Annotated in this window: 24 protein-coding genes and 1 tRNA gene; 11 read left to right on the top strand and 14 right to left on the bottom strand. The window is 53.9% G+C overall.

The genetic code is table 11. The features are described from left to right. Together soxZ and soxY are read right to left on the bottom strand one after the other, a co-directional pair. Positions 1 to 311 (bottom strand): thiosulfate oxidation carrier complex protein SoxZ (gene soxZ / locus R6U90_RS04635; protein ID WP_410351504.1); only part of this gene is annotated, 311 nt, incomplete at its 3' end. Positions 312 to 351: 40 nt separating this feature from the next. Next, positions 352 to 822 (bottom strand): thiosulfate oxidation carrier protein SoxY, encoded by a 471-nt coding sequence (soxY, locus tag R6U90_RS04640; RefSeq protein WP_410351505.1) that lies wholly within the window; start codon positions 820 to 822, stop codon positions 352 to 354. 301 nt (positions 823 to 1,123) lie between these two features. Here soxY and R6U90_RS04645 point away from each other — a divergent pair. Further along, positions 1,124 to 1,200, top strand: a tRNA-Met gene (locus R6U90_RS04645). A gap of 435 nt (positions 1,201 to 1,635) precedes the next feature. Here the strand turns inward: R6U90_RS04645 and R6U90_RS04650 are convergent. Genes R6U90_RS04650 through R6U90_RS04700 form a run of 11 tightly spaced genes read right to left on the bottom strand, consistent with a single transcriptional unit; the run spans position 1,636 to position 10,855 of the window. Then, positions 1,636 to 2,028, bottom strand: a complete 393-nt coding sequence (locus tag R6U90_RS04650; protein ID WP_410351506.1) for a thiol-disulfide oxidoreductase DCC family protein — start codon at positions 2,026 to 2,028, stop codon at positions 1,636 to 1,638. Positions 2,029 to 2,033: 5 nt separating this feature from the next. Continuing rightward, positions 2,034 to 3,311 carry a class I SAM-dependent methyltransferase gene (locus R6U90_RS04655; RefSeq protein WP_410351507.1) on the bottom strand — a complete coding sequence of 426 codons (1,278 nt, stop codon included), beginning with the start codon at positions 3,309 to 3,311 and terminating at the stop codon, positions 2,034 to 2,036. After that, entirely contained in the window at positions 3,308 to 4,087 is a 780-nt protein-coding gene (locus R6U90_RS04660; protein ID WP_410351508.1) for a DUF1365 domain-containing protein, read from the bottom strand. Before R6U90_RS04660 ends, R6U90_RS04655 begins: the two co-directional genes overlap by 4 nt. Then, complete coding sequence (locus tag R6U90_RS04665; protein WP_410351509.1) at positions 4,056 to 5,330, bottom strand: NAD(P)/FAD-dependent oxidoreductase; 1,275 nt, start codon at positions 5,328 to 5,330, stop codon at positions 4,056 to 4,058. The genes R6U90_RS04660 and R6U90_RS04665 overlap by 32 nt, the downstream gene beginning before the upstream one ends. A gap of 5 nt (positions 5,331 to 5,335) precedes the next feature. Further along, positions 5,336 to 6,316 carry an acyl-CoA desaturase gene (locus R6U90_RS04670; protein WP_410351510.1) on the bottom strand — a complete coding sequence of 327 codons (981 nt, stop codon included), beginning with the start codon at positions 6,314 to 6,316 and terminating at the stop codon, positions 5,336 to 5,338. Beyond that, complete coding sequence (locus tag R6U90_RS04675) at positions 6,309 to 6,878, bottom strand: lipocalin family protein (protein ID WP_410351511.1); 570 nt, start codon at positions 6,876 to 6,878, stop codon at positions 6,309 to 6,311. The genes R6U90_RS04670 and R6U90_RS04675 overlap by 8 nt, the downstream gene beginning before the upstream one ends. 14 nt (positions 6,879 to 6,892) lie before the next feature. After that, a complete protein-coding gene (locus R6U90_RS04680) occupies positions 6,893 to 7,543 on the bottom strand; it encodes a DUF6134 family protein (RefSeq protein ID WP_410351512.1) in 651 nt (216 codons plus the stop codon). Next, positions 7,540 to 8,316, bottom strand: a complete 777-nt coding sequence (locus R6U90_RS04685; RefSeq protein ID WP_410351513.1) for a DUF1295 domain-containing protein — start codon at positions 8,314 to 8,316, stop codon at positions 7,540 to 7,542. Before R6U90_RS04685 ends, R6U90_RS04680 begins: the two co-directional genes overlap by 4 nt. Then, positions 8,316 to 8,858, bottom strand: a complete 543-nt coding sequence (locus R6U90_RS04690; protein WP_410351514.1) for a DUF2878 domain-containing protein — start codon at positions 8,856 to 8,858, stop codon at positions 8,316 to 8,318. The genes R6U90_RS04685 and R6U90_RS04690 overlap by 1 nt, the downstream gene beginning before the upstream one ends. Positions 8,859 to 8,862: 4 nt before the next feature. Continuing rightward, positions 8,863 to 9,906, bottom strand: coding sequence for a class I SAM-dependent methyltransferase (locus tag R6U90_RS04695; RefSeq protein WP_410351515.1), 1,044 nt, complete (start codon positions 9,904 to 9,906; stop codon positions 8,863 to 8,865). Positions 9,907 to 9,934: 28 nt separating this feature from the next. Beyond that, complete coding sequence (locus R6U90_RS04700; protein ID WP_410351516.1) at positions 9,935 to 10,855, bottom strand: MerR family transcriptional regulator; 921 nt, start codon at positions 10,853 to 10,855, stop codon at positions 9,935 to 9,937. Between the two features lie 154 nt (positions 10,856 to 11,009). Between R6U90_RS04700 and R6U90_RS04705 the strand changes: the two genes are divergently transcribed. From R6U90_RS04705 to R6U90_RS04740, 8 genes are all read left to right on the top strand, one after another. Continuing rightward, complete coding sequence (locus R6U90_RS04705; protein ID WP_410351517.1) at positions 11,010 to 11,306, top strand: tetratricopeptide repeat protein; 297 nt, start codon at positions 11,010 to 11,012, stop codon at positions 11,304 to 11,306. Then, positions 11,303 to 11,854, top strand: a complete 552-nt coding sequence (locus R6U90_RS04710) for a glutathione peroxidase (RefSeq protein WP_410351518.1) — start codon at positions 11,303 to 11,305, stop codon at positions 11,852 to 11,854. The genes R6U90_RS04705 and R6U90_RS04710 overlap by 4 nt, the downstream gene beginning before the upstream one ends. 403 nt (positions 11,855 to 12,257) lie before the next feature. Further along, complete coding sequence (sufB, locus tag R6U90_RS04715; protein WP_410351519.1) at positions 12,258 to 13,706, top strand: Fe-S cluster assembly protein SufB; 1,449 nt, start codon at positions 12,258 to 12,260, stop codon at positions 13,704 to 13,706. Positions 13,707 to 13,733: 27 nt separating this feature from the next. Next, positions 13,734 to 14,486: a Fe-S cluster assembly ATPase SufC gene (gene sufC / locus R6U90_RS04720; RefSeq protein ID WP_410351520.1), complete on the top strand. Its 753-nt coding sequence runs from the start codon at positions 13,734 to 13,736 to the stop codon at positions 14,484 to 14,486. Then, positions 14,483 to 15,844, top strand: coding sequence for a Fe-S cluster assembly protein SufD (gene sufD / locus R6U90_RS04725; protein WP_410351521.1), 1,362 nt, complete (start codon positions 14,483 to 14,485; stop codon positions 15,842 to 15,844). Before sufC ends, sufD begins: the two co-directional genes overlap by 4 nt. Then, positions 15,841 to 16,221: an SUF system Fe-S cluster assembly protein gene (locus R6U90_RS04730; protein WP_410351522.1), complete on the top strand. Its 381-nt coding sequence runs from the start codon at positions 15,841 to 15,843 to the stop codon at positions 16,219 to 16,221. Before sufD ends, R6U90_RS04730 begins: the two co-directional genes overlap by 4 nt. 15 nt (positions 16,222 to 16,236) lie before the next feature. Then, positions 16,237 to 16,563 carry a HesB/IscA family protein gene (locus R6U90_RS04735; protein ID WP_410351523.1) on the top strand — a complete coding sequence of 109 codons (327 nt, stop codon included), beginning with the start codon at positions 16,237 to 16,239 and terminating at the stop codon, positions 16,561 to 16,563. Positions 16,564 to 16,587: 24 nt separating this feature from the next. Continuing rightward, complete coding sequence (locus tag R6U90_RS04740) at positions 16,588 to 17,022, top strand: SufE family protein (RefSeq protein WP_410351524.1); 435 nt, start codon at positions 16,588 to 16,590, stop codon at positions 17,020 to 17,022. 238 nt (positions 17,023 to 17,260) lie between these two features. Here the strand turns inward: R6U90_RS04740 and R6U90_RS04745 are convergent, their stop codons facing one another. Further along, positions 17,261 to 17,746 (bottom strand): peptidylprolyl isomerase, encoded by a 486-nt coding sequence (locus R6U90_RS04745; RefSeq protein WP_410351525.1) that lies wholly within the window; start codon positions 17,744 to 17,746, stop codon positions 17,261 to 17,263. Between the two features lie 388 nt (positions 17,747 to 18,134). Between R6U90_RS04745 and R6U90_RS04750 the strand changes: the two genes are divergently transcribed. Then, positions 18,135 to 19,772 (top strand): alpha-D-glucose phosphate-specific phosphoglucomutase, encoded by a 1,638-nt coding sequence (locus R6U90_RS04750; RefSeq protein WP_410351526.1) that lies wholly within the window; start codon positions 18,135 to 18,137, stop codon positions 19,770 to 19,772. Between the two features lie 52 nt (positions 19,773 to 19,824). Next, positions 19,825 to 22,377, top strand: coding sequence for an alpha-glucan family phosphorylase (gene glgP, locus R6U90_RS04755; RefSeq protein WP_410351527.1), 2,553 nt, complete (start codon positions 19,825 to 19,827; stop codon positions 22,375 to 22,377). Positions 22,378 to 22,465: the final 88 nt, after the last annotated feature.

The following is a 22,465-nucleotide window of genomic DNA, read 5'->3' on the forward strand; positions in this document are numbered from 1 at the left end:
CTGATCCTGGCTTCCTGGCTGGCCGACTGGCCCTGGTTGTCTTTCCAGGCGAGGGTGAATGTATCGCCACTTTTAGCGTCCTTGAAGCCAAAGGAGATGAAGGGGTTTTTGGAAACACCGGGTCCCCAGTGGCATTTGAGCACGATGTTGCCGTTGTGTTCGCATACCACTTCGGTAATGTAATGTGCAGGAATTTTTTTCCCGGTTTTCTTGTCCTTGCGCAGACCGGTTTCCATCGGATGAAAGATGATTGCCTTGACACTGGCTTTGTTGCCTTCGGTCCAGGCGCGGATTTTAATGTCATTTGCCATGCTGAGAACTCCTTAAAATTCTGTTTGGACTGAAACTGACTTAGCCGCCACAACCGCCAAGGGTGACCTTGACTTCTCTTTTGGCGGTGTAGAGTTTGTCGCCAGCCTTGACCACGGCGATGACATCAGAGGTTTTGGCCATCTTGATACGGCCGGTAATTTCCCCGTCGAATTGTTCTGTCAGCTCGTAGCTCGCCGTCAACGGGAATGCGTTGACAGGCACATAAACCGAGATGCTTTCTGCATCGGGCAGATCGGTCCTGATGGTGACCGAAACCACGGCCCCGTTTTCGGCAATATCCGGCGTTTTAACGGTAATCCGATCGCTTTCCACCAGCCCGGTGGTGCCTTCCATTTCCGCCAGTGCGGCATCCATTTTTTCGGCATTGAAGGCTTTTTCCGGCCAGGCTGCCAGCACCTGACCCGGGGTTAACAGATTGGCGCCCGCAGCGACCGCCAGGGTCCCGGCTGCCATCGTACCCTTGAGGAAGAGACGACGTGTATTTTGCATAAAATGAATCCTCGTTATGGTGAATCTTGTTGTCTGTTACCTTCATAGCAGCTTTCATGCCACTTTAAAAACAGCCTGAAAACAATAACCTGGAGCGTAATCAACAACGAGGGATCGCCGTTGATCTGCATTTTGCAACGGCCTGAATTGCAGAATCCGCTCTGGTCAAGTGTGACGCCCGCCTTCCCGGGCGCCGGATAAGGAGGCGACCACTCAAAGGGGGAAAGTCCTTTTTTTTCAGCAACTTTTGCATCTTTTCTTGAAATGCGTCGAGCCAGTCGTTAGACTACGCGGCATCGATTGCGGGGTGGAGCAGCCTGGTAGCTCGTCGGGCTCATAACCCGAAGGTCAGAGGTTCAAATCCTCTCCCCGCTACCAATATTTTTCAAAAGCCGGTTAATACCGGCTTTTTTATACCTTCGGATTATAAGCCCGACGCGCCAGACGCTTGTCGGACTCGCTGGATCGTATAAGGGCCGAAGGTCAGCTATCCAAATCCTCTCCCCGCTACCAAATTCCGATTAAAGCCCTGATATTCAGGGCTTTTTTTATGGCCTTCGGGTGATAGCCCGACGCGCTACACGCTCGTCGGACTCGCTGATTCTCTAGATGGGCCGAAGGTCAGCGATCCAAATCCTCTCCCCGCTACCCAATACCGATTAAAGTCCTGATTATCAGGGCTTTTTTTATGCCTTCGGGTGATGAGCCCGACGCGCTGTGCGCTCGTCGGTCTCGCTGGATCTCTAATGGGCCGAAGGTCTGCGATTCAAATCCGCCTGGTACTCGCAACCAACCTGCAAAAAAACCGATTTTTTACCGGTCTTCTTTATTGTCCGTGACGCAGACACCGTCAGCGCAGCGTTTCTGCAGGCGCCAGCGGGCGAAACGTCGATAGCCCCAGTCCAGCGGTCGCTGCAGGCGTAGTAGTTTTACAAGTCGTCCCAGATGACGGTAGTAAGGCAGTTCCTGCCACAGTGCCAGAAACGCCTCGACACCCTGGTGAATTTCTCCCCCGGAGCCGCGCACATGCAAATAGGTCATGGCCGCCTGCGGGGTAATGTCATGGCAGGTGAGTTGTTCGGGATGCTGGTGAATATCTGTCCACTGGATACGGGCCTGACGATCCAGGCGACGATAGTGCGCGACTTCGCGCCGGCACAGCGGGCAACCGCCGTCATAGAACATAATGGGTCGGCTGGAGTTCATTGTGACTAATTCTCCTCAAGACGGCCGAGCATGGCAGCATGGCGTGCTGCGGGTTTGCTCAACAATATCTGCACATCGCCGATGGCGCGCTCTTCGAAGCCGCCCTCGCAGTAGCAAAGATAAAACTCCCACATACGGATGAAGCTCTCCGGGTAACCGAGTTGTTTGACCTGTTCCAGGTTGTCAAAGAAGCGCCTACGCCAGTCAGCCAGCGTCCGGGCGTAATGCGGGCCGATGTCCTCCAGGTGAGTGATTTTCATATCGCTGCTGCGGGCAATACTGCTGGCCATGCTTGATATCGCCGGGATAAAGCTGCCCGGGAAGATATATCGTTGGATAAAGTCCACGGAGCGCAGTGCCGCGCGATAGCGTTGATCGGTGAGGGTGATTGCCTGCAATAGCATGACGCCGTCGGGCTTGAGCCGCTCACTGCATTGGGCGAAATAGGTATCCTGATATTGATGACCGATGGCCTCGATCATCTCGATGGAGACCAGTTTATCGTATTGCCCTTGCAGATCCCGGTAGTCCTGCAATAACAGTTCGATACGGTTTTCCAGGCCCAGTTTCTTAATGCGCTCTCTGGCATACTCGTATTGTTCCCGGGAGAGAGTGGTCGTAGTGACCCGGCAGCCGTAGTGGCGTGCCGCGTGGATGGCGAAACCGCCCCAGCCGGTGCCGATCTCCAGCACATGATCATCGGGGCGCAACCGCAGCTTCTGGCAGATTCGTTCCAGCTTGGCGTAGGAGGCCTGGGCCAGGCTGCTGTCATAGTTTTCATAGATGGCACAGGAGTACATCATGCTCTCATCCAGAAACAGCCTGAAAAAATCGTTACCCAGATCGTAGTGGGCCTGGATGTTTTGCCGGCTGCCCTGGCGGGTGTTGCGGTTCAGCCAGTGGAACGCCTTGTAGAGGGGGGCTCGCAATCGTGACAGGCTGTCATCCATGCCATCCAGTACCTCGCGGTTGAGCAGCAACAGACGCACCAGTCGGGTCAGGTCACTGCAGTGCCAGCTGCCACGCATATAAGCCTCGCCGGCGCCGATACTGCCCCCGAAAGCCAGGTCGCTATAGAATTCCGGATGCTTCACACTGACGGAGACTTTCAGTTCGGTCTGCGTGTCACCAAAATGGTACTGGCGGTCACCGTCGTACAGGGTCAGGCTGCCGTGTTGCAGGTGCGCCAGACGATCCATAACGCCACGGCGGGCCAGCTGATCCAGCCAGCGTCGGCGAGGGCGAGGGGATTCAGCATTCAGAGGTATAATCGAAGCTTTCATCGTGATTTCGCCGAGTGCGGCGTCTCCTTGTTGTCTGGGTGGGGGTAAAAGGGGAACCGTTTCAGCCAGAGCTTCAGCGCCTGGTAATAGATGGCCATGATCACCTTCACAGTCATTAAGGGATAACCGAGCAAAACCCTGGCCAGCCGGGCGTGGTTGAGTGGTTTGCGTTCCAGTCTGAGCGTGGCATCGAACAGCGTGCTGTCCTGCTGGTGGTTGATCATGTGCACGGCAAGCTGTTTGCCCGGAGTCGAAAAGTGCCAGTCATATTCCAGATCCATGGGCATAAAGGGCGAAACGTGAAAATTCTTGCCGAACCGGTAGCGCTTGTGTTGCTGCTTGCCCCGGTTGTCCTGTTCCGAGAGGACATAACAGTGCTGTTCACCCCAGGGCGTGTTGTTGATCTCCGCCACCAGGTATTCGACATACTGATCTTCCGAATCGAAACAGTAATAGAAGCTGACCGGGTTGAAACCATAACCAAAATAACGCAGATGGGTCAGTAAACGTATCGGACCGACGGGTCGTTGCCCGGTCTGCTGTTCCACCCGATCACGAATGGCATCGGCCAGTGGTGTTGCCGGATCGCCATGATGGTCCGCGCGCCGGAACCAGGCCAGGTTAAAGCGCCGGGCTGACCACAGCCAGAAGCGGTCAAACACGCCCGGCAGTTCGTCCAGATCCAGATACAGCATGAACAGGCGGTAACCAAACGCGTGTTCATGCGGCGCAAAGCGGCGGTGTCTAACTCGCCCTTGATAGATACAGCTGTTCATGCTGATGCTCCTTGAAGTGTTTGAGAGCGTTCAGGGCACTGACTACGCCGTCTTCGTGAAAGCCGTAGCGCCAGTAAGCTCCGCAATAGAAGGTGCGCAACGGTCCGTTGACCTCACTCTGGCGCTGCTGGGCGGCGATTGCATCCGGCGTAAATACCGGGTGATGGTAATACAGGCGTTTGAGTATCTTGCGCTCGTCAATAGCGGCTGTGTGATTCAGGGTCACGCAAAAAGGAGTTTTGTGCCGGATACCCTGCAGAATGTTCATGTTATAGGTGACGGCCACGCGATCTTGCTGTTGTCGCAGAAGGTGATAGTTCCAGGCTGCCCAAGCAAGTTTACGCCGCGGCAACAGGCTCCGATCGGTATGCAGAATTGCCTCGTTGTCCTGGTAGGGAATGGCGCCGAGCACGCTGCGTTCCACTGAAGAGGCGTCCTTCAGCATTGCCAGAGCCTGATCGCTGTGCGAAGCGATGAATACATAATCGTAGTTCTCGGGCGCCTGACCCGCACTGGTCACTTCTACATGGTCGGCAAAGCGTCGCACAGACGTGACCGGACTGTTGAGACGGATTCGATCGCGATAGGGCTGGATAAGCCTGTTAACATATTCTTTCGAACCACCATCTATGACATACCAGGTGGGCCGGTCGTTGACACTCAGCATTCCATGGTTATGGAAAAAGCGGATGAAGTAATATGCCGGGAAGTCCTGCATCATCTCGCTGGTGGAAGACCAGATCGCCGCGCCCATCGGCAGGATATAGTGCTCGATAAACTCCCGCCGGTAGCCGCCGCGCGACAGATAGTCTCCCAGACTCAGTGATTCATCCTGTTGTTCCAGCAACTGTGGCGCTTCCCGGTTGAAGCGCAGAATGTCGTTGATCATCCGGTAGAAACCCGGGCGCAGCAGATTACGTCGTTGGGCGAACAGGCTGTTCAGGGTTGTGCCGTTATATTCCAGTCCCGTTTTGTCGCATTTGACACTGAAGCTCATGTTTGAGGCCTGCGCCGGCACATTGAGCTCATTCAACAGCCGGGTGAATTGCGGATAGGTCCGGTAGTTGAACACGATGAACCCGGTATCGATTGCAAACTGATGATCCTGCCATTGAATCTCGTGCGTATGGGTATGGCCGCCGATATAATCATTGGCCTCGTACACCGTGATGTCATGTTCTTTCGACAGGTGATAGGCCGCAACATTGCCTGCAATTCCGGTACCTATGATGGCGATTTTCATGCTGTTTATTCCCTGGTCTGTCGTCTGCCGACAGGCATTGTGTCGGCTCCATGAATGATGCGTTGCGGGACCGGGCGCAGATCCCAGATCAGGCCTGTCCAGGCCAACAGCCTGAGCAGGTAATAGGTCAGATCGATTTGCCACCAGTGAAAACCCTGGCGGGCAGAGCCGGGATAGTAGTGATGATTGTTATGCCAGCCTTCGCCAAACGTCAGCAGGGCGAGCACCCAGTTGTTCCGGCTATCATCCCCGGTAGGGAAGGCACGCTGGCCAATCCGGTGCGCCACCGAGTTGATGGTAAATGTGACGTGATAGAGAACCACGGTGGAGATCACGAACCCCCACATCACCATCTGCAGGCCATCGGTTCCCAGTCCCGGTGCGTCCGCGGCCAGCATTTCGCCCAGCAGATACAGCGCGGCCATCAATAACAGGGGTACCAGCGCATCGAACCGATCGAGGAAGCGCAGTTCGGGGTAGCGGGCGAAATCCCGTATCCGTTCATCGGGGGTGGCAAAATTGGTCTGCGAAAGAAACCAGCCATGATGGCTCCACCAGAAACCCTGCTGTCGGGGTGAGTGCACGTCCTGCGGCCGATCGGAACGGGCATGATGTTGCCGATGATGTCCCGCCCACCACAGTGGGCCGCGCTGAACGGCACTGGCGCCCAGTACTGCGAATATCAACTGGGTGGTACGTGAAGTTTTAAAGGCGCGATGCGAGAAATAACGATGGTAAAAACCCGTAATCGCGAACATGCGCAGGGCATACAGGGCGAATGCTATAGCCACCGCAACCGGACTGACCCCGGTCCAGAACACGCCCAGCACTGCAACATGCAGTGCGATGAAGGGGATCGTTCTCAGCCAGTCTATCCGGCGTTCGCCAGTTTCCGTCACCGGTTGTGTCTGACCGCTGTCGAACCAGCGCAGCACGGCCAGCCAGCGCGAGCCGGATGCGGTATTCAGTTGGTTGGTATCATTCATCAGCCTGGATACTCCCGGAGACGGGCGATGACGGCTCAGACCAGGATTGGGGAACACGCTGTATTTCACTGGTGTCATATCCTTCCTGCTGCAAAATCGAAATCAGTTTTTTATAGGTAGCATCGCTAATCTGTGGTGTGCGAGCCATGATCCAGGCGTAATCCCGTTTCAGGCGGCCGATAATAGTATGCGAGTAATCTTCATCCACGTAGATGATCCGGTAATCAGCCTTGATGGGCCAGATAAACTGCATTCCCCATACGGCATTGGATTCGCTGTCACGGATATAACCTGTCGGGTGATAATCCTTTTGTTCTCCCTCGAAGCTGTCTTTACGAAAGCTGAAGGTGGTGGCGACCGTGCCATCCTCATTCAATGAATAGGACTCAATAGCATTGTGGGCGCCTCTTTCGATAAAAGTGGGTATGTTGGCAATCACATACCAGTCCCCCATAAAACGAGGGATATCCACCCTGTCCGCGGTGCGTATCGGTGGGTAACTATTACAGCCCGTCACAGTCAGGGTCAGTAAAACAGTCGGGAGCATCAGTCCGAGTTTCATCAGTTTCTCCGGAGTTACTGGATGCGATAGCGCAGGGTGGCACCGCTTTCTGTGCTGGATTCCAGTGCCAGCCACTGGTCCTGGTCGGAATACCACAAGTCGATCTCAAACGTTTCGTTGCGTATGCGATAACGTTTAGCTTGCCGTACTTGATCGCTCATCGTAATACTGTCTGTACCCAGAGAAATGATTTCCACATTCTGATATTCGCCGGTCTGAGTATTCAGCAGGCGCGGCGTATCCAGTAATCGTGGAGACCAGTAAGCAAAACTGCGAACACAACCTTCGAGGGATTTGTCACCGGGCTGGGAAAAGATCAATTGACCATCATTTTTTCGGGCTCTGACCTGGCTCAGTGTACCGTTATCATCGGTAGCTGAATCCACCTCGACCAGGCAACCATTACGCCAGGTTTCCCGATTGTAATGACGATATTCATAGGCATTGATGAACCAGAATCTGACATCAAAGCGGGCCTCGGAAATCACGCGCTTTTGTTCCGCTTCGTGAGTGATGCTGAAACGGTGATAGCCGATCTCTTTGTCATCCAGGTAGACCGTGAAATGCCACTGGCGATCCCCGCTGTTCATGCCGGTGCTCGCGAGGATAATTGCAGGAGACAAAGCTAGCGACAATCCAACAATCAGTAGCAATTTTTTCATCATGTTATCTCCCCGGTCTTTCTTGGGCCCGGAAAGAAGGCATTGGTCTGCCTGATGTAGTCGCGGTAGGCCGGGCGACGTTCGCCGATGTCCTGTTCTAGCAAAGTGACACCGGAGAAGCGTAACAACAAAAATGTCATTAATAGCGGGGAGACGATGGTCCACCAGCCCCCGGTAGCCGCTGCCAGAAAGAAGAAGCCCCACCAGATACACCATTCGCCGAAATAATTCGGATGACGGGTATAGCGCCATAACCCGGATTGCATCACTTTGCCCCGGTTATCCGGATTCGCCTTGAAGCGGGTCAGTTGCCAGTCACCAATGGTCTCGAAACTCATTCCAATCACCCATAGCAGCACACCCACTGCATCGAACAGGTTCAGTGGCGCGGGTTGTACCATGGCTGGCAACAGGGGCAGGGCGGCTATACTGGCCAGCAGCATCTGAAAGATGAAAATGATGAACAGGCTTTTAACTGCAAAGTTTGGTGAATACTTGTCCCTGATCGACTGATAACGGCGATCTTCCGGCTCTCCCCAGTTACGCCATGTCAAGTGCAGGGAAAGTCGTAATGCCCATAGACTGACGAGTATCAGTACCAGCCAGCCCCGCGTTTCCAGTGAAACAAAAAAGGCATATACAAATGCGGCCGCGAGAAACATCAGTGACCAGATACTATCGACAATGCTGACATCGCGCATGCACAGACTTAACAGCCAGGTGAGAACACTCAATGTCAGCATTCCCGCCAGACCATAAAGATATAGTGAGAGCATCAGATAAATTCCTTTTGAGTATTTTTTCCAGAGCTTCTGTCGAGCAGGCTGGCTACATAAACCAGCAGGGGAGTCCAGGCGGCCCAGCCGACAGACAGCGCCAGCAGAGCGGCTTCGGGCTGCAGTAGCTCAACCGCTCCCAACCGGGCGCCGGCGTAATAGGCCGCCGGCCCGGCAATGGCACCCAGTGCGCCCGCCAGCAGATAACGATGCTTCAACCAGCCCAGCGAATGGTTGATCGTGGTGGCAAACAGAGCCCACAGCAGAATGATCCAGTGAGGGGCAAGATAGGCAGACCACATACCGCTGTTGAAGCTCAGCCAGCCCTGCATTAGCAACCAGCTGTCCCAGAGGGTACCGAGTACCACAGCAAACAGGATTAATAAAATTTCGCTGAGAAGGTTGCGACTGACAAACATGTGACTGATCAGGATCAGTAACATGGTCAGGCTGCCATACAGCGACAGGTTCCAGGCTGCCCCCAGCACGCCGGAGAACCAGCCAAGCTGGAACAATACAAAATTTATCAGGGCGTAGGGCATAATCTTAGTGCTGCTTGAACAGGTAGTGACTGACCCACCACTGCTGGCCATCGTCATAGCCGAACAACTCCGCGCAAGCCATGAAGAACATGCGCCAGCGCATCCACCATTGCTGCACATCCTGCTCGCCATAGATGTCGGCGAATATCCTTTTCATGGCATCTTTGTTACTGTCCATGCGCTCAAGCCAGGCGTTGGCCGTTTTTTCATAATGACGTCCATCCCAGCGCCAGCGGTCCTGCAGAACCAGGTGTTGTTGAAAATAAAGCGGCAAATCATCGCTGGGCATGATGCCCCCGCTGAAAAAGTGGCGGCTCATCCAGTCATTATCTGATTTATCTTCAAACGCATAGGGCACACTGCGGTGTACGAAAATATGCATGAAAAACAGGCCATCCGGTTTCAGCCAGTGGCTGATGCGTTCGAATAGTAAAGAATAATTGCGCATATGTTCGAACATTTCGACAGAAACGACACGATCAAATTGTTGATCGATCTGAAATTCGTTCATGTCCGCAGTAATGACCTGTATGTTATTCAAACCGCGTTCTGCCGCGCGCTGCAAAATAAAATCCCGTTGCGAGCTGGAATTCGACACAGCAGTGATCCGGCTTTGCGGATAATGCCCCGCCATCCACAGTGTCAGGGAACCCCAGCCGCAACCCAGTTCGAGTATCTGCTGGTGATTATCCAGACGTGCGTGTTCACAGGATTGCTCGAGAGCCGCTAACTCGGCTTCATTCAGCGTCTCTGTTCCTTCGGGCCAGTAACAGCAACTGTATTTAAGATGTTCGCCCAGGGAACGGGTATAGAAACTGGCCGGCACCTCATAATGCTGCTCATTGGCTTTGTGTGCGAGCGGGGCGACTTCGGCTTGCTGCATTCGTTCGAGAAAAGCCATCAGTGTGCGCGTGTGACTCTCACAATCATCGGCCTCTATCTCCTGCAGACGTTCACGCAACAACCGTCGGATACCGTGGCGGATCAGGCGATCCGGTATGTAACCCTGTTCGGTCAGTTCGAGTGCGAGATTTTCGGCCTGGGACATAGGAATACTCCTGTCAGATAAGGGTTGCTCAGAGGTTGGGAAAATATCGGGATAGTTTGTGCATACCCGCGCCCAGATCTTCACCGAGCGAAATTGCCTGGCTTTGTTCGATGGCGGCGCTGTGCCGGGTCGCGATCGGGCCTCCGATGAACACCGGGATCTCGCTGCACTGTTGAGTAAGGGCGCTCAGCTCTTGCCGGAGCTGGCTGTCACCGCTATCCACCGAGCCGGACAGAATAATGCCCTGACTCTTCGATTGCCCGGCAACCTGGGGTAATTCCGAAAGCGGCATGTTGGCGCCGAGCATAATCAGCTGATAGCCGCGCGCGTGCAGTGACAGCGCCAGCAATAACAGACCAAATTCGTGCTGTTCGTCAGGCATACAGGCAATTACCAGTCGGGGGCCATTGTTCTGGCGGTTACGTTGATGAAAGCGGGCGCCCAGTTTGTTGCGCATGAAGACACTGAAAAAATGCTCTTCGGCAATGCCGCAATTGCTCGACTCCCAGCGATCACCGAATTCGCGCAACAGGGGTAACAGCAACTGGCGGGTGACCACCTCGACCGGGTAAAGCCCCATGGCCTCGTTATAGATGTCTTCCAGAACAGCCTCGTTGAATTGACTGGTAGCCAGTAGCATCTGGGAGATATACCGCTGCCAGGGCTCATTGCCTGGCTGGGACGAGACACGCTCCGGGGTCTGCATAACGCGGGCGACCTGGCTGATCGCAATCCCTTCATCCAGCATCTGACAGATGCTGCGGATCTGGTTGACGTCCTCGTCCGAATAGAGACGGTGTCCGCTGGGCGTGCGCCGGGGATTGAGCAGGCCGTATCGCCGTTCCCAGGCGCGCAGGGTCACACTGTTGACACCGGTCAGCGCCGAGACGGTGCTGATAGCATAGCGGTCCGGCGAGGCGTCATCCGTGGGGCTGGAAAATTGGCTCATCTTGACCTCGACAAAAGTTATACAAAACATATACAATGTTTTGCGCGTTGTCAATGAAATCGAACTGAACTATGCTAAATAACTGTAAAAAATGGATTTGGTGTGTTATTTGTTATTGGAGTGTTGTACATAAACTTATACAAGAGGTGTGCAAATGGACGCTGATTTACTTTCCCGGCTGGTTCTGTACAGCAATGATTCGGAGCTGGTGGAGTCGATACGCAAGGTGGCCGAAACCGGCGATATTGATGCCCAGTACGCCCTGGGCCTGATTTATGCGGAAGGGCGGGGCATTGAGCCCGATCTGGTGGCCGCCTATCGCTGGCTGTCCCGGGCTCTGGAGGCCGGCGACAAAGATGCCGGCGATTTACGTCATATCGTATTGCAGCAGATGAACCCCCTTCAGATTGCCGAGGCGGAGCGTGAGCAAAGCGGAGTGTGCTGGCAATGAAAGCCTGGCTCAGCTTGTTACTGTTGCCGGGGCTGGTGTTGTCCTTGCCGGTGATTGCCAGCGAGTGTCCGGCCTCGCTGGATTTCAGCCTGCGCACCTTGAATGAACAACAAACCGTCAACCTCTGCGAGCGCTACCGCCACAAGGTAGTGCTGATTGTGAACACTGCCAGCAAATGTGCCTTTACACCCCAGTATGAAGGGCTGGAAGCGCTCTATGCGCGTTATCGTTCGCAGGGACTGGTGGTGCTGGGGTTCCCTTCCAATGATTTTGCTCATCAGGAGCCGGGCAGTGAGGCCGAGATACGCCGCTTCTGTCGTCTGACTTACGGTGTGGAGTTTCCCATGTTTGCCAAGACCCGGGTGCGTGAGCCCCATGCAGATCCCCTCTATGCCTGGCTGGGACGGACTGCCGGGGAGTTCCCGCAATGGAATTTTCATAAATACCTGCTGGATCGCCAGGGACGACTGGTGGGCAGTTACCCGGCTCAGGTGCGCCCTGATGCGCCGGCTCTCACCCAACGTATCGAGGCCCTGCTGCAGAAATAATCTCGTCAACCCGGGCCAGCCTCCCTGTCACAGGCAGTCCTCAGGGGCATTCGTGATTTTTGGATTTGATTTTACTTGACTCGCACCGTGCGCAATAACCATGTAAAATGGTTGTTTGCCCCGCGACCGGGGTTGAAGTCCGGGACCCAACGGGCCGATACCCATATCGGGCCGCGTATAGTCACTGCAGCCGTATGCCTCATTGAACAGGGTGGATTCAGCTTTAAACTGACATGCAAAGCCCACATATTTCCAGATTGGCGCTTATTTGAGGCTGCGTTCCGGTTAAAAACCAAGTAAAATACTCAACAAATAACCTTACAAGATAAGGCGTTGAAATTTCATGAGCAGGCCAGTATAAAACCAAGTAAATTACTCGGAAATAGTCCGGAGGTTAACCAGGATGACGGCAACACCCGATACAGTGGATGAACTCATCAAGCGTGGCTACGAACACGGCTTTATCACCGAGATCGAGTCGGATACGTTTCCGCCGGGTCTCAGCGAAGACGTCATCCGTGCCCTGTCGGCCAAAAAAAATGAGCCCCAGTGGATGCTGGAATGGCGCCTCAAGGCCTATCAGCACTGGCTGACTCTGGAGCAGCCCAGCTGGGCCCATCTGGATTATCCGCCGATCGATTATCAGTCCATTTCTTATTATTCCGCGCCGAAAAAAGCGGGCGAGGGCCCCCAGAGTCTGGACGAGGTGGACCCGGAGCTGATCGAAACCTATAACAAGCTCGGTATCCCGCTGGAAGAGCAGATGGCCCTGGCCGGGGTGGCCGTCGATGCCGTTTTTGACAGTGTCTCGGTCGCTACTACCTTTCGGGAAAAACTCTCCGAGGCCGGCGTCATTTTCTGCTCCATGTCCGAAGCCGTTCACGACTATCCGGAGCTGATTCAGCAGTACCTGGGTACCGTGGTACCGTATACGGATAACTTTTTTGCCTGCATGAATGCGGCGGTTTTCTCCGACGGCACCTTTGTGTATATCCCGAAGGGCGTGCGTTGTCCGATGGAGCTGTCCACCTATTTCCGGATCAACGAAGCCAACACCGGCCAGTTCGAACGCACCCTGATCGTGGCAGAGGAGGCCAGCTACGTCAGTTACCTGGAAGGCTGCACCGCCCCGATGCGCGATGAGAACCAGCTGCATGCTGCGGTGGTCGAGCTGATTGCGCTGGATGATGCCAAGATAAAATACTCCACAGTACAGAACTGGTATCCGGGAGATGCGCAGGGCAAGGGGGGGATTTATAACTTTGTGACCAAGCGCGGCGACTGCCGTGGCAAACGCTCGCATATCTCCTGGACACAGGTGGAAACCGGCTCTGCCATTACCTGGAAATATCCCAGCTGTATTTTGCGTGGTGACGAGTCCACGGGTGAGTTTTACTCGGTGGCCGTGGCCAGGGGGCGGCAACAGGCCGATACCGGTACCAAGATGATTCACATGGGGCGCGATACCAAAAGCACGATCGTCTCCAAGGGTATCTCGGCCGGTCAGGGTCAAAATGCCTATCGTGGTCTGGTGAGGATGACGCCCAAGGCGGAAAACGCGCGCAATCATACCCAGTGTGACTCGCTGTTGATCGGTGACACCTGCGGGGCGCACACCTATCCATATATCGAGGTACGCAATCCGACCGCCAAGATGGAACACGAGGCGACCACGTCCAAGATCAGCGAGGATCAGTTGTTCTATTGCCGTCAGCGTGGCCTGTCCGAGGAAGATGCCGTGTCGATGATCGTCAATGGTTTCTGCAAGGAAGTTTTCAATGAATTACCCATGGAGTTTGCCGTCGAAGCGCAAAAACTCCTCAACGTCACCCTCGAAGGGGCTGTCGGTTAACCCAATCAAGTTCTGGAGGATAACGAAATGTTGTCGATCAAAAATCTGCACGTCAATGTCGATGGCAAGCCCATTTTGAAAGGGCTGAACCTGGATATCGGCACCGGTGAAGTTCACGCTATCATGGGACCGAACGGTTCCGGTAAAAGCACGCTGGCCTATGTGCTGTCCGGCCGCGACGGTTATGAGGTGACCGAAGGCCAGATAATCTATGAGGGCGAAGACCTGCTGGAACTGGAGCCCGAAGAACGGGCCCATAAAGGCGTGTTCCTGGCCATGCAGTATCCGGTGGAACTGCCCGGCGTGAATAACATGGTTTTTCTTAAAGAGTCCCTGAACGCCATCCGTCGTGCACGCGGCGAAGACGAACTCGATTCAGTCAAGTTCATGCAGCTGATCAAGGAAAAAGCCAGGATGGTCAAGCTGAATGAGAAACTGCTCAAGCGCAGCGTCAATGTGGGTTTCTCCGGCGGTGAGAAAAAGCGTAATGAGATTTTGCAAATGGCCATGCTGGAACCGAAGCTGGCCCTGCTGGATGAAACCGATTCCGGTCTGGATATTGATGCGCTGCGTATTGTCGCCGAAGGCGTCAACGGGCTGCGCAGTCCGGAACGTTCTGTGGTGCTGGTAACTCACTATCAACGTCTGCTCGATTATATTCAACCGGATCATGTGCATGTACTGGCATATGGCAAGATTGTTCGTTCCGGTGGCAAGGAGCTGGCTCACGAACTGGAAGAGAAAGGATACAGCTGGGTTGAGGAGGGCGCGGCGGCATGAGTGCAGCCAATGAAAAATCCCGTCAATGGTTTGAAAACCTGGTCAACTCCGGCCAGATGGCGCTGGCAACTGACAAGCTGAAGTGGCTGGATGACGCCCGGCAGCAGGCCCGTCAGGCCATAAATACCCTGCCAGTGCCCTATCGCAAGCAGGAAGAGTGGCGTTATACCAGTATCGATGGGCTGCTCAGGCAGGAATTCCAGCCAGTGAATGAACAGTTTACCGCATTGCAGGCGGTTGATCTGGAAGACTGGTTACTGCCGGATATGGATTCGTATCGGCTGGTGTTTGCCAACGGTCGCTGTGTCCCGCATTTGTCGAACACTGAAGAGTTACCCGATGGTGTGCGTATTGGCAGCCTGCGTGCGGCGTTAACCACGGATCCGGAACTGCTGGCGACCTGGTTCGGTCAGACAGCCAATCATCAGCAGCATATGTTTACCGCGCTGAATACTGCATTGATCAACGATGGAGTTTTCGTGCATGTAGAGCCTGGCGTCAAGGTCGACAAGCCGATCGAGGTGCTTTACCTGAGTCTGGCCCTGGAAGACGCCGTTATCGCTCACCCGCGTAACCTGGTAGTGATGGAGGCCGGCAGTCAGGCGACACTGGTCGAGCGTTTTGTCAGTACCGGTGATTCGGTATATTTTAACAATGTGCTGAATGAAATTATTCTGAACGAATCCGCTTCCCTGACACACCACCGGGTCCAGGATGAAAGCCCACGGGGCTATCATCTGAGCAGTCTGTTCCTTTCGCAACAGAAAAAGAGCAAGTATCGTGGTACGGCTATGGCGCTGGGTGGTGCCTGGGCGCGGACCGATTACAGAGTCCGTTTCCAGGATGAAGAGGCTGTTTGTATACTGAATGGTCTGTATCTGGCCGGCGAGAAACAGCTGACCGATTTTCATCTGGATATCGATCACGCCAAACCCCATTGCGCCAGTGAGGAGAACTTCCGCGGCATTTTGTATGGCAAGGGCCGTGCCGTGTTCGATGGCAAGATTGTGGTGGCCAAAGATGCACAGAAAAGCGATGCGCACCTGCACAATTCCAATCTGATGCTGACCCGCAGTGCCGAGGTCGATACCAAGCCGCAACTGGAAATCTACGCCGATGACGTTAAATGCAGCCATGGTACCACCGTGGGCCAGCTGGATGCGGAACAGGTGTATTACCTGCGCTCCCGGGGTATTGAGACTGCCACAGCGAAGAAGATGCTGTGTCTCGGGTTCGCTGACGAGATTATCAATACTATTGAAATCGAGCCGCTGCGCCAGCATGTTCATGAGAGACTGCACATTACGCTGGACCAGGTCGTAACCGAACAGTTGCAAACCGAAGAGGTAGCACCATGAGCGCCAGACATGTTGTATTCCAGCCCCAGGCTGACTCTAATGATGGTGGCGATGCGCCTGTTGTTAACAGTGACGCGCCGCTGGAAGAACGCATCATCGAGGCACTGAAAACAATCTATGATCCGGAAATTCCGCTGAACATCTACGAGCTTGGTCTGATCTATAATGTGAATGTGGATCAGGACAACAAGGTCTTTGTCACCATGACCCTGACCACACCGGGTTGTCCGGTGGCCGGATCCATGCCGGGCCAGGTGGAACGCACGGTCAAAAGTGTTGAAGGTGTCAGCGATGCTGAAGTCGAGCTGGTCTGGGATCCGCCGTGGACCATCGATCGCATGAGCGACGAAGCACGCTTGACACTGGGCATGTTGTAAGCAGGAGGAATCTGTATGGCTATTGAACTAACCGAAAGCGCCGCCAAACACGTTGAGTCCATGCTGGGCAAACGCGGTAACGGTATTGGCCTGCGTCTGGGTACCCGTAAATCCGGTTGCACGGGCTTTGCCTATGTCGTCGATTACGCCGATGAAGTAACGGATGATGACGTGGTTTTCGAAAGCTATGGGGTCAAAGTCGTGGTGGACAGGAAAAGCCTGGCCAATATCGACGGAACCGAAGTGGATTACATGAAAACCAACGCGATCAATGAAGGTTTTGAGTTTCGCAATCCGAACATCAAGGATATGTGCGGTTGTGGCGAATCCTTCAGCGTTTGACAGAACTTACCGGCAGGAGCTTGCATGACATCGCTGGACGATATCGTCGATACCTTTGAATTACTGGGTGACTGGGATCAACGCTATCAATATCTGACCGAGCTGGGCGAAAAACTGCCGCCCTTGCCGGAAGAAGCCCGTATCGAGGACAACAAGGTCAAAGGTTGCATGAGCCAGGTCTGGGTGCATGCCTATCCCAACCCCGACGATCCTCACCTGGTTCGTTTTCATGGTGACTGCGATACCAGTATTATCAAGGGCGTACTGGCACTGTTGATTCAACTGGTCGAGGACCGCACGGTGGACCAGATTCAGGAACTCGACGTTGATGAGTTTTTTGAAAGGCTCAAACTTGATGAACACCTTTCACCCAATCGCCACGTCGGAGTCTATGCGATTGTCGATCTGATGAAACAGCAGGCCCGCGAGCTCAAAGCCAGCCAGCCGGTTTCTGCCTGAACAACCCATACAGATGTCGAAATATCACCACTGAACACAGGGCACTGTGAAAGCCCTGAAACTGGTATGACTTTCGCCGGTAGATCAGTTTTTCGATGGCTTTGGTGTTTTGCGTGCTTTCAATGCTTCAATGGTTCTTCCTGTCGCTCCCGCGGTACTTCCCGGTCTGATGATGAGCAGCCGACAGCCACAAAAAAGCCGGGCACTGCCCGGCTTTTTATGGTCGTGAACGGCCGTCTTATTCGTGCTCATGGCCGCCCGGACCGTGGACGTGGCCGTGGTCCAGCTCTTCCTGGGTGGCATCACGGACCTCGGTGATGGTCACATCGAAATGCAGGGTCTGGCCCGCCAGCGGATGATTTCCGTCGATGACGACGCCGTCATCCTTGATCTCCATGACCGTGATGGTCAGCGGCTGGCCTTCGGGGGTCATGGCCTGGTACTGGGCGCCAACCTGAACTTCGGTACCTTCGAACATGTCGTTGGGGACAGTCTGAATCATGCTGTCGTCACGCTGGCCATAGGCTTCTTCCGGCTGCACGCTGACATTGACGGACTCGCCCTGATTTTTGCCTGCCAGGGCGTTTTCCAGGCCGGGGATAATATTGCTGGCACCTTGCAGATAGGCCAGTCCCGGGCCTCCCTGGGATGAATCCAGAACGTTGCCGGCGTCGTCTTTCAGAGTGTAGTCGATGGTGACGACCTTGTTTTCGGAGATTTGCATAGATATTCCTTGGTATTCCGTTGATTGCTTGGTAGGTGCTATCGTTCAAACACTGGCAGGGCGTCAGGAGCCTCTGTGGCGCGGGAATGAAAGAAGACCGATTGCGTAAATAATATGCGATCCTAGCACAGGATAATCCGGATTTCAGGGGGGGCGGAGAGGCCGTGTCTGACAATGTTCGTGAACGGTGCGGGCTCTTTGCCTGAATGCACCGGAATATGGCGTCGCCACGGGCTATCAGCCCGGATTCAGCCCGTCACAGAGCCGGTATGAATATTGGATGGTATTATTAAAAAATCCCGGATACAGATAAACAGCCTGTCATTAAAACGTGTTATACAGGCAGTCTGAATTCACACTAACAGCCTGTAGATTCGGAAATATCAACATGCCAATCAGGACAATCAGCACACAACCCTACACGGATCAAAAACCCGGCACATCAGGATTGCGCAAGCGGGTCACTCAGTTTCAGCAGCCCCACTATCTGGAAAATTTCGTCCAGGCTATTTTTGACAGCCTGGAACCAGAGCGGCGCAACACGCTGTTAGTGGGGGGCGACGGGCGGTATTTCAATCCTGAGGCAATTCAGACGATTTTGCGCCTGGCGGTCGGGAACGGCTTTCACCGGATACTGGTGGGTCAGCACGGCTATTTATCGACCCCGGCCGCCTCATTATTGATTCGCCGCTATCAGCTCGACGGCGGGATTATCCTTTCGGCCAGTCATAATCCAGGCGGGCCGGACGGGGACTTTGGCGTCAAGTTCAACACGCACAGTGGCGGACCGGCATCGGAGAAGGTGACCAGCCGGATTCATCAGCTGGCCTCATCTCTGACACAATACCGGATTGCCGAGATGGAACCCTTGCCATTACAGGCGTGTGAGAGCTGGCAAGTGGAGGAGAGCCAGATTGAAATTATCGATTCGGTGCAGGATTATTCCGATTTAATGCAAGAGTTGTTCGATTTCGAATTGATTCGCGAGCGCTTTGCCGGCGGGCAATTACGTATCGTCTATGATGCTATGCATGCTATTACCGGTCCTTACGCCCGGGAGATATTTGTTAACCGCCTGGGCGCCGCACAGGAGTGCCTGTTGAACGCTGAACCGAAGCCTGATTTTGGTAATGCACATCCGGATCCTAACCTCGCACACACCAGTGGCTTGCAGGCGGTTATGAACCAGTCGAGCGGTGCACCGGATCTGGGTGCGGCTTCCGATGGTGACGGCGATCGCAATATGATACTCGGCCAGGAATTTTTTGTGACGCCCAGCGATAGTCTGGCAGTACTGGCGGCGAACGCACAACAGGTGCCTGGTTATCGTGACGGGATCGTCGGTGTGGCCCGCTCCATGCCTACCAGTCGGGCGGTGGATCGGGTCGCGGCGCAACTGGACGTAGCCTGTTATGAGACGCCCACCGGCTGGAAGTTTTTTGGCAACTTGCTGGATGACGGACGTATTACTTTTTGCGGGGAAGAGAGCTTCGGCACGGGCTCTGCGCATATACGTGAGAAAGACGGGCTGTGGGCAGTCTTGTTCTGGTTGAACCTGCTGGCCGTGAGATCCGAATCCGTGGCGGAGATTATTATGGCCCACTGGCGAGAATTTGGTCGTGACTATTATACCCGGCACGACTATGAAAATATCGATAGCCAGATCGCCGAACAACTGGTCGCGAATTTACGGACGCAACTGACTTCATTACCAGGCCGGAGTATTGATGGCTTTGTGATCACGGCTGCAGACGATTTCTGTTATAAAGATCCGGTAGACGGAAGTCTCAGCGAGCACCAGGGTATTCGCATAATTTTTGGTCAGCAGGCCCGGATCGTGGTTCGATTGTCGGGTACAGGAACAGAAGGGGCTACCCTGCGGTTATATATTGAACAATACGAACCTCCCGAGGGCGAGTTGTTCGAAGCAACCGGGCAGTTCCTGAAGCCGTTACTGGCAGTCAGTGAAAATCTGTTGCCGATTTGCCATAAGACCGGTCGTGTCGGGCCGGATGTCATAACCTGATATTCTAAATTTGATCGATGAGCCACCTTTAAGAAAAAGGTAAGGGAATCCTATGAGCGAAACAACATTCCAGCTGGAAGTTCGACCCAACATCCCCGAAAAGTTGCAGGGTCTGGAAGCACTGGCCAATGACCTGCTGTACAGCTGGGACCGTGATGTACGCGGTTTATTTTTCCGGCTGGATGATGAATTGTGGGAAAACTGCAACCACAATCCCAAGGTGTTTTTGCGCCGCATAGCCCAGGTAAAACTGGATGATGCCGAGAATGATCATCTGTTCATGGAAGAATATTCGCGGGTCATGTCGGCATTTCAGACTTATCATGAAAAGGAAATCAATTCGAATATCACCGAGTTTCTCGATCCCCGGCAGGATCTGATTGCTTATTTTTGCGCAGAGTTTGGCCTGCACGAAAGTTTTCCTATTTATTCGGGCGGTCTGGGGATTCTGGCCGGCGATCATTGCAAGGCGGCCAGTGATCTGGGTGTTCCCTTCGTCGGTGTTGGTTTACTGTACCGGCAAGGTTACTTTACCCAGTTTATCGATGGCAACGGCAACCAGCTTTCGCAATATACTCCTACTAACTTCGATGAGTTGGTTGTGGAGCCAGCCCGCGACGCAAAAGGTCAGGCGTTTTATGTTCAGGTTGAGCTCGAAGAGCGTCCGGTCAACCTCAAGGTCTGGGAAGCCCGCGCCGGGCATATACGCCTGTTTCTGCTGGACAGCGACCTGGAAGAGAATACTACTGAAGACCGCAGCATAACCTTTCAACTGTATGGGGGTGACAGTACCACCCGGATTCAGCAGGAAATCGTACTGGGGATCGGTGGAGTGCGAGCCTTGCGGGCAATGGGTATCACACCCACGGTCTGGCATATCAATGAAGGACATGCGGCATTCCAGATACCGGAGCGTTGCCGTGAATACGTGGAACAGGGTGTTGATTTCCATAGCGCCCTGGAGTTGGTTGCCGCGGGCACGGTTTTTACCACCCATACACCGGTTGCCGCGGGGCATGACATGTTTCAGCAGGAACAGATAACCCGCTATTTCAAACATTACGTCAAATCCCTGAATATTGAACCTGGGGTATTTTATGCCCTGGGGGAATCACCCAACAATCACGGCAGCTTTAACATGACCGCGCTGGCCTTACGCGGCTCTCGATATCACAATGGTGTGAGCCGGATTCATGGCTCGGAAGCCTCTGCCATGGAAGGCTATGTCTGGCCCCAGATTCCCCATATAGAGAACCCGATCTCCTATGTTACTAACGGGGTTCATGTGCAGACCTTCCTGGCCAGGGAATGGGTGAATCTGTTTGATATGCGTTTTCGTGAATGGCGCAGCGAGCTGAATAAACCTGAATACTGGGAATGTATCGACTCGATACCCGATCATCGTTACTGGAGCTTGCGCCAGGAGCTCAAGGCGCAAATGCTCGAAGATGTCCACAAACGGACCCGGCGCCGCTTTCAACGCGCCGGCTTCAGCGAAGCCCAGCTCAAACGACTGACCAGCCATACCAGTGAGCCGGAAAAGAATGTTCTGGTACTGGGTTTTGCCCGTCGTTTCGCTACCTACAAGCGTGCAACGTTATTGTTCTCTGATCTGCCGCGCCTTGCCCGATTGCTCAATAACCCCAAAAGGCCAGTGCTGATGGTATTTGCCGGCAAAGCCCATCCACGCGATATACCCGGACAGGAACTGATTCGCAGGATTCATGAGTATTCCCTGAGGCCGGAGTTTATTGGCAAGATTATCATGCTTGAAGGCTATGATATGACCATGGCGCGTAAACTGGTCACCGGTGTGGATGTCTGGTTGAATACCCCCGAATATCCGCTGGAAGCCAGTGGGACTTCCGGGCAGAAAGCCGCCATCAACGGCGTCATTAACCTGAGTGTCCTCGATGGCTGGTGGGGTGAAGGTTACAATGGGGAGAATGGCTGGGCAATTCATCCGCACGCCCGGCATGAGGATCCCGAACTGCGCGACCAGGAAGAAGCGGCCGATTTACTGGATATTCTGGAAAACGAAATCATCCCCCTTTATTACGACTACGGGAGCCAGGGCTATTCCTCCGGTTGGGTCAAACTGTCCAAGGCCTCCATGAAAAGCTGTCTGCCGCGCTTCAACTCGCAACGGATGGTGCTCGATTATGTCAAAGATTTCTATGCCCCGGCCCGTGCCCATTATCTGCGGCTGTCCGCGAGCGATTGCGCTCCGGCTAAATCTCTGGCCGAATGGAAAACGAAAATCCGGCATAACTGGAAACATGTAAACATCCGTCGGGTCGATCAGGTTCGACAGCAGATACAGAATGGAGAATCGCTGCCAATTGTAATTCAGGCGCATCTTAATGGCCTGTCTGCGGAAGATGTTATTGTCGAATGTGTCGTAGGCTGCCGGGATGATAATGGTAAATTTACCACACACGAACAATACAAGTTTACCCATACCGGGAGGGAGGGAGAGGATTATGTCTTTGAACTGCAGCTCGAACCAGAAAATCCGGGCCTGAATCACTACAAGCTGCGGATCTACCCCTGGCATGAACTGCTGGGGCATCCGTTTGAAATGGGCTTCATGATCTGGATCTGAGAAGCTTAACGCAGAGACGCAAAGAGAGTAATAATTTTGAGTTCTAAATGTTGAATTTTGAATGAGTTCCGATTGTGAAACTCAAAAT

The organism is Thiohalophilus sp. (assembly GCF_046483665.1).
In the GTDB taxonomy this organism is placed as follows: domain Bacteria; phylum Pseudomonadota; class Gammaproteobacteria; order UBA6429; family Thiohalophilaceae; genus Thiohalophilus.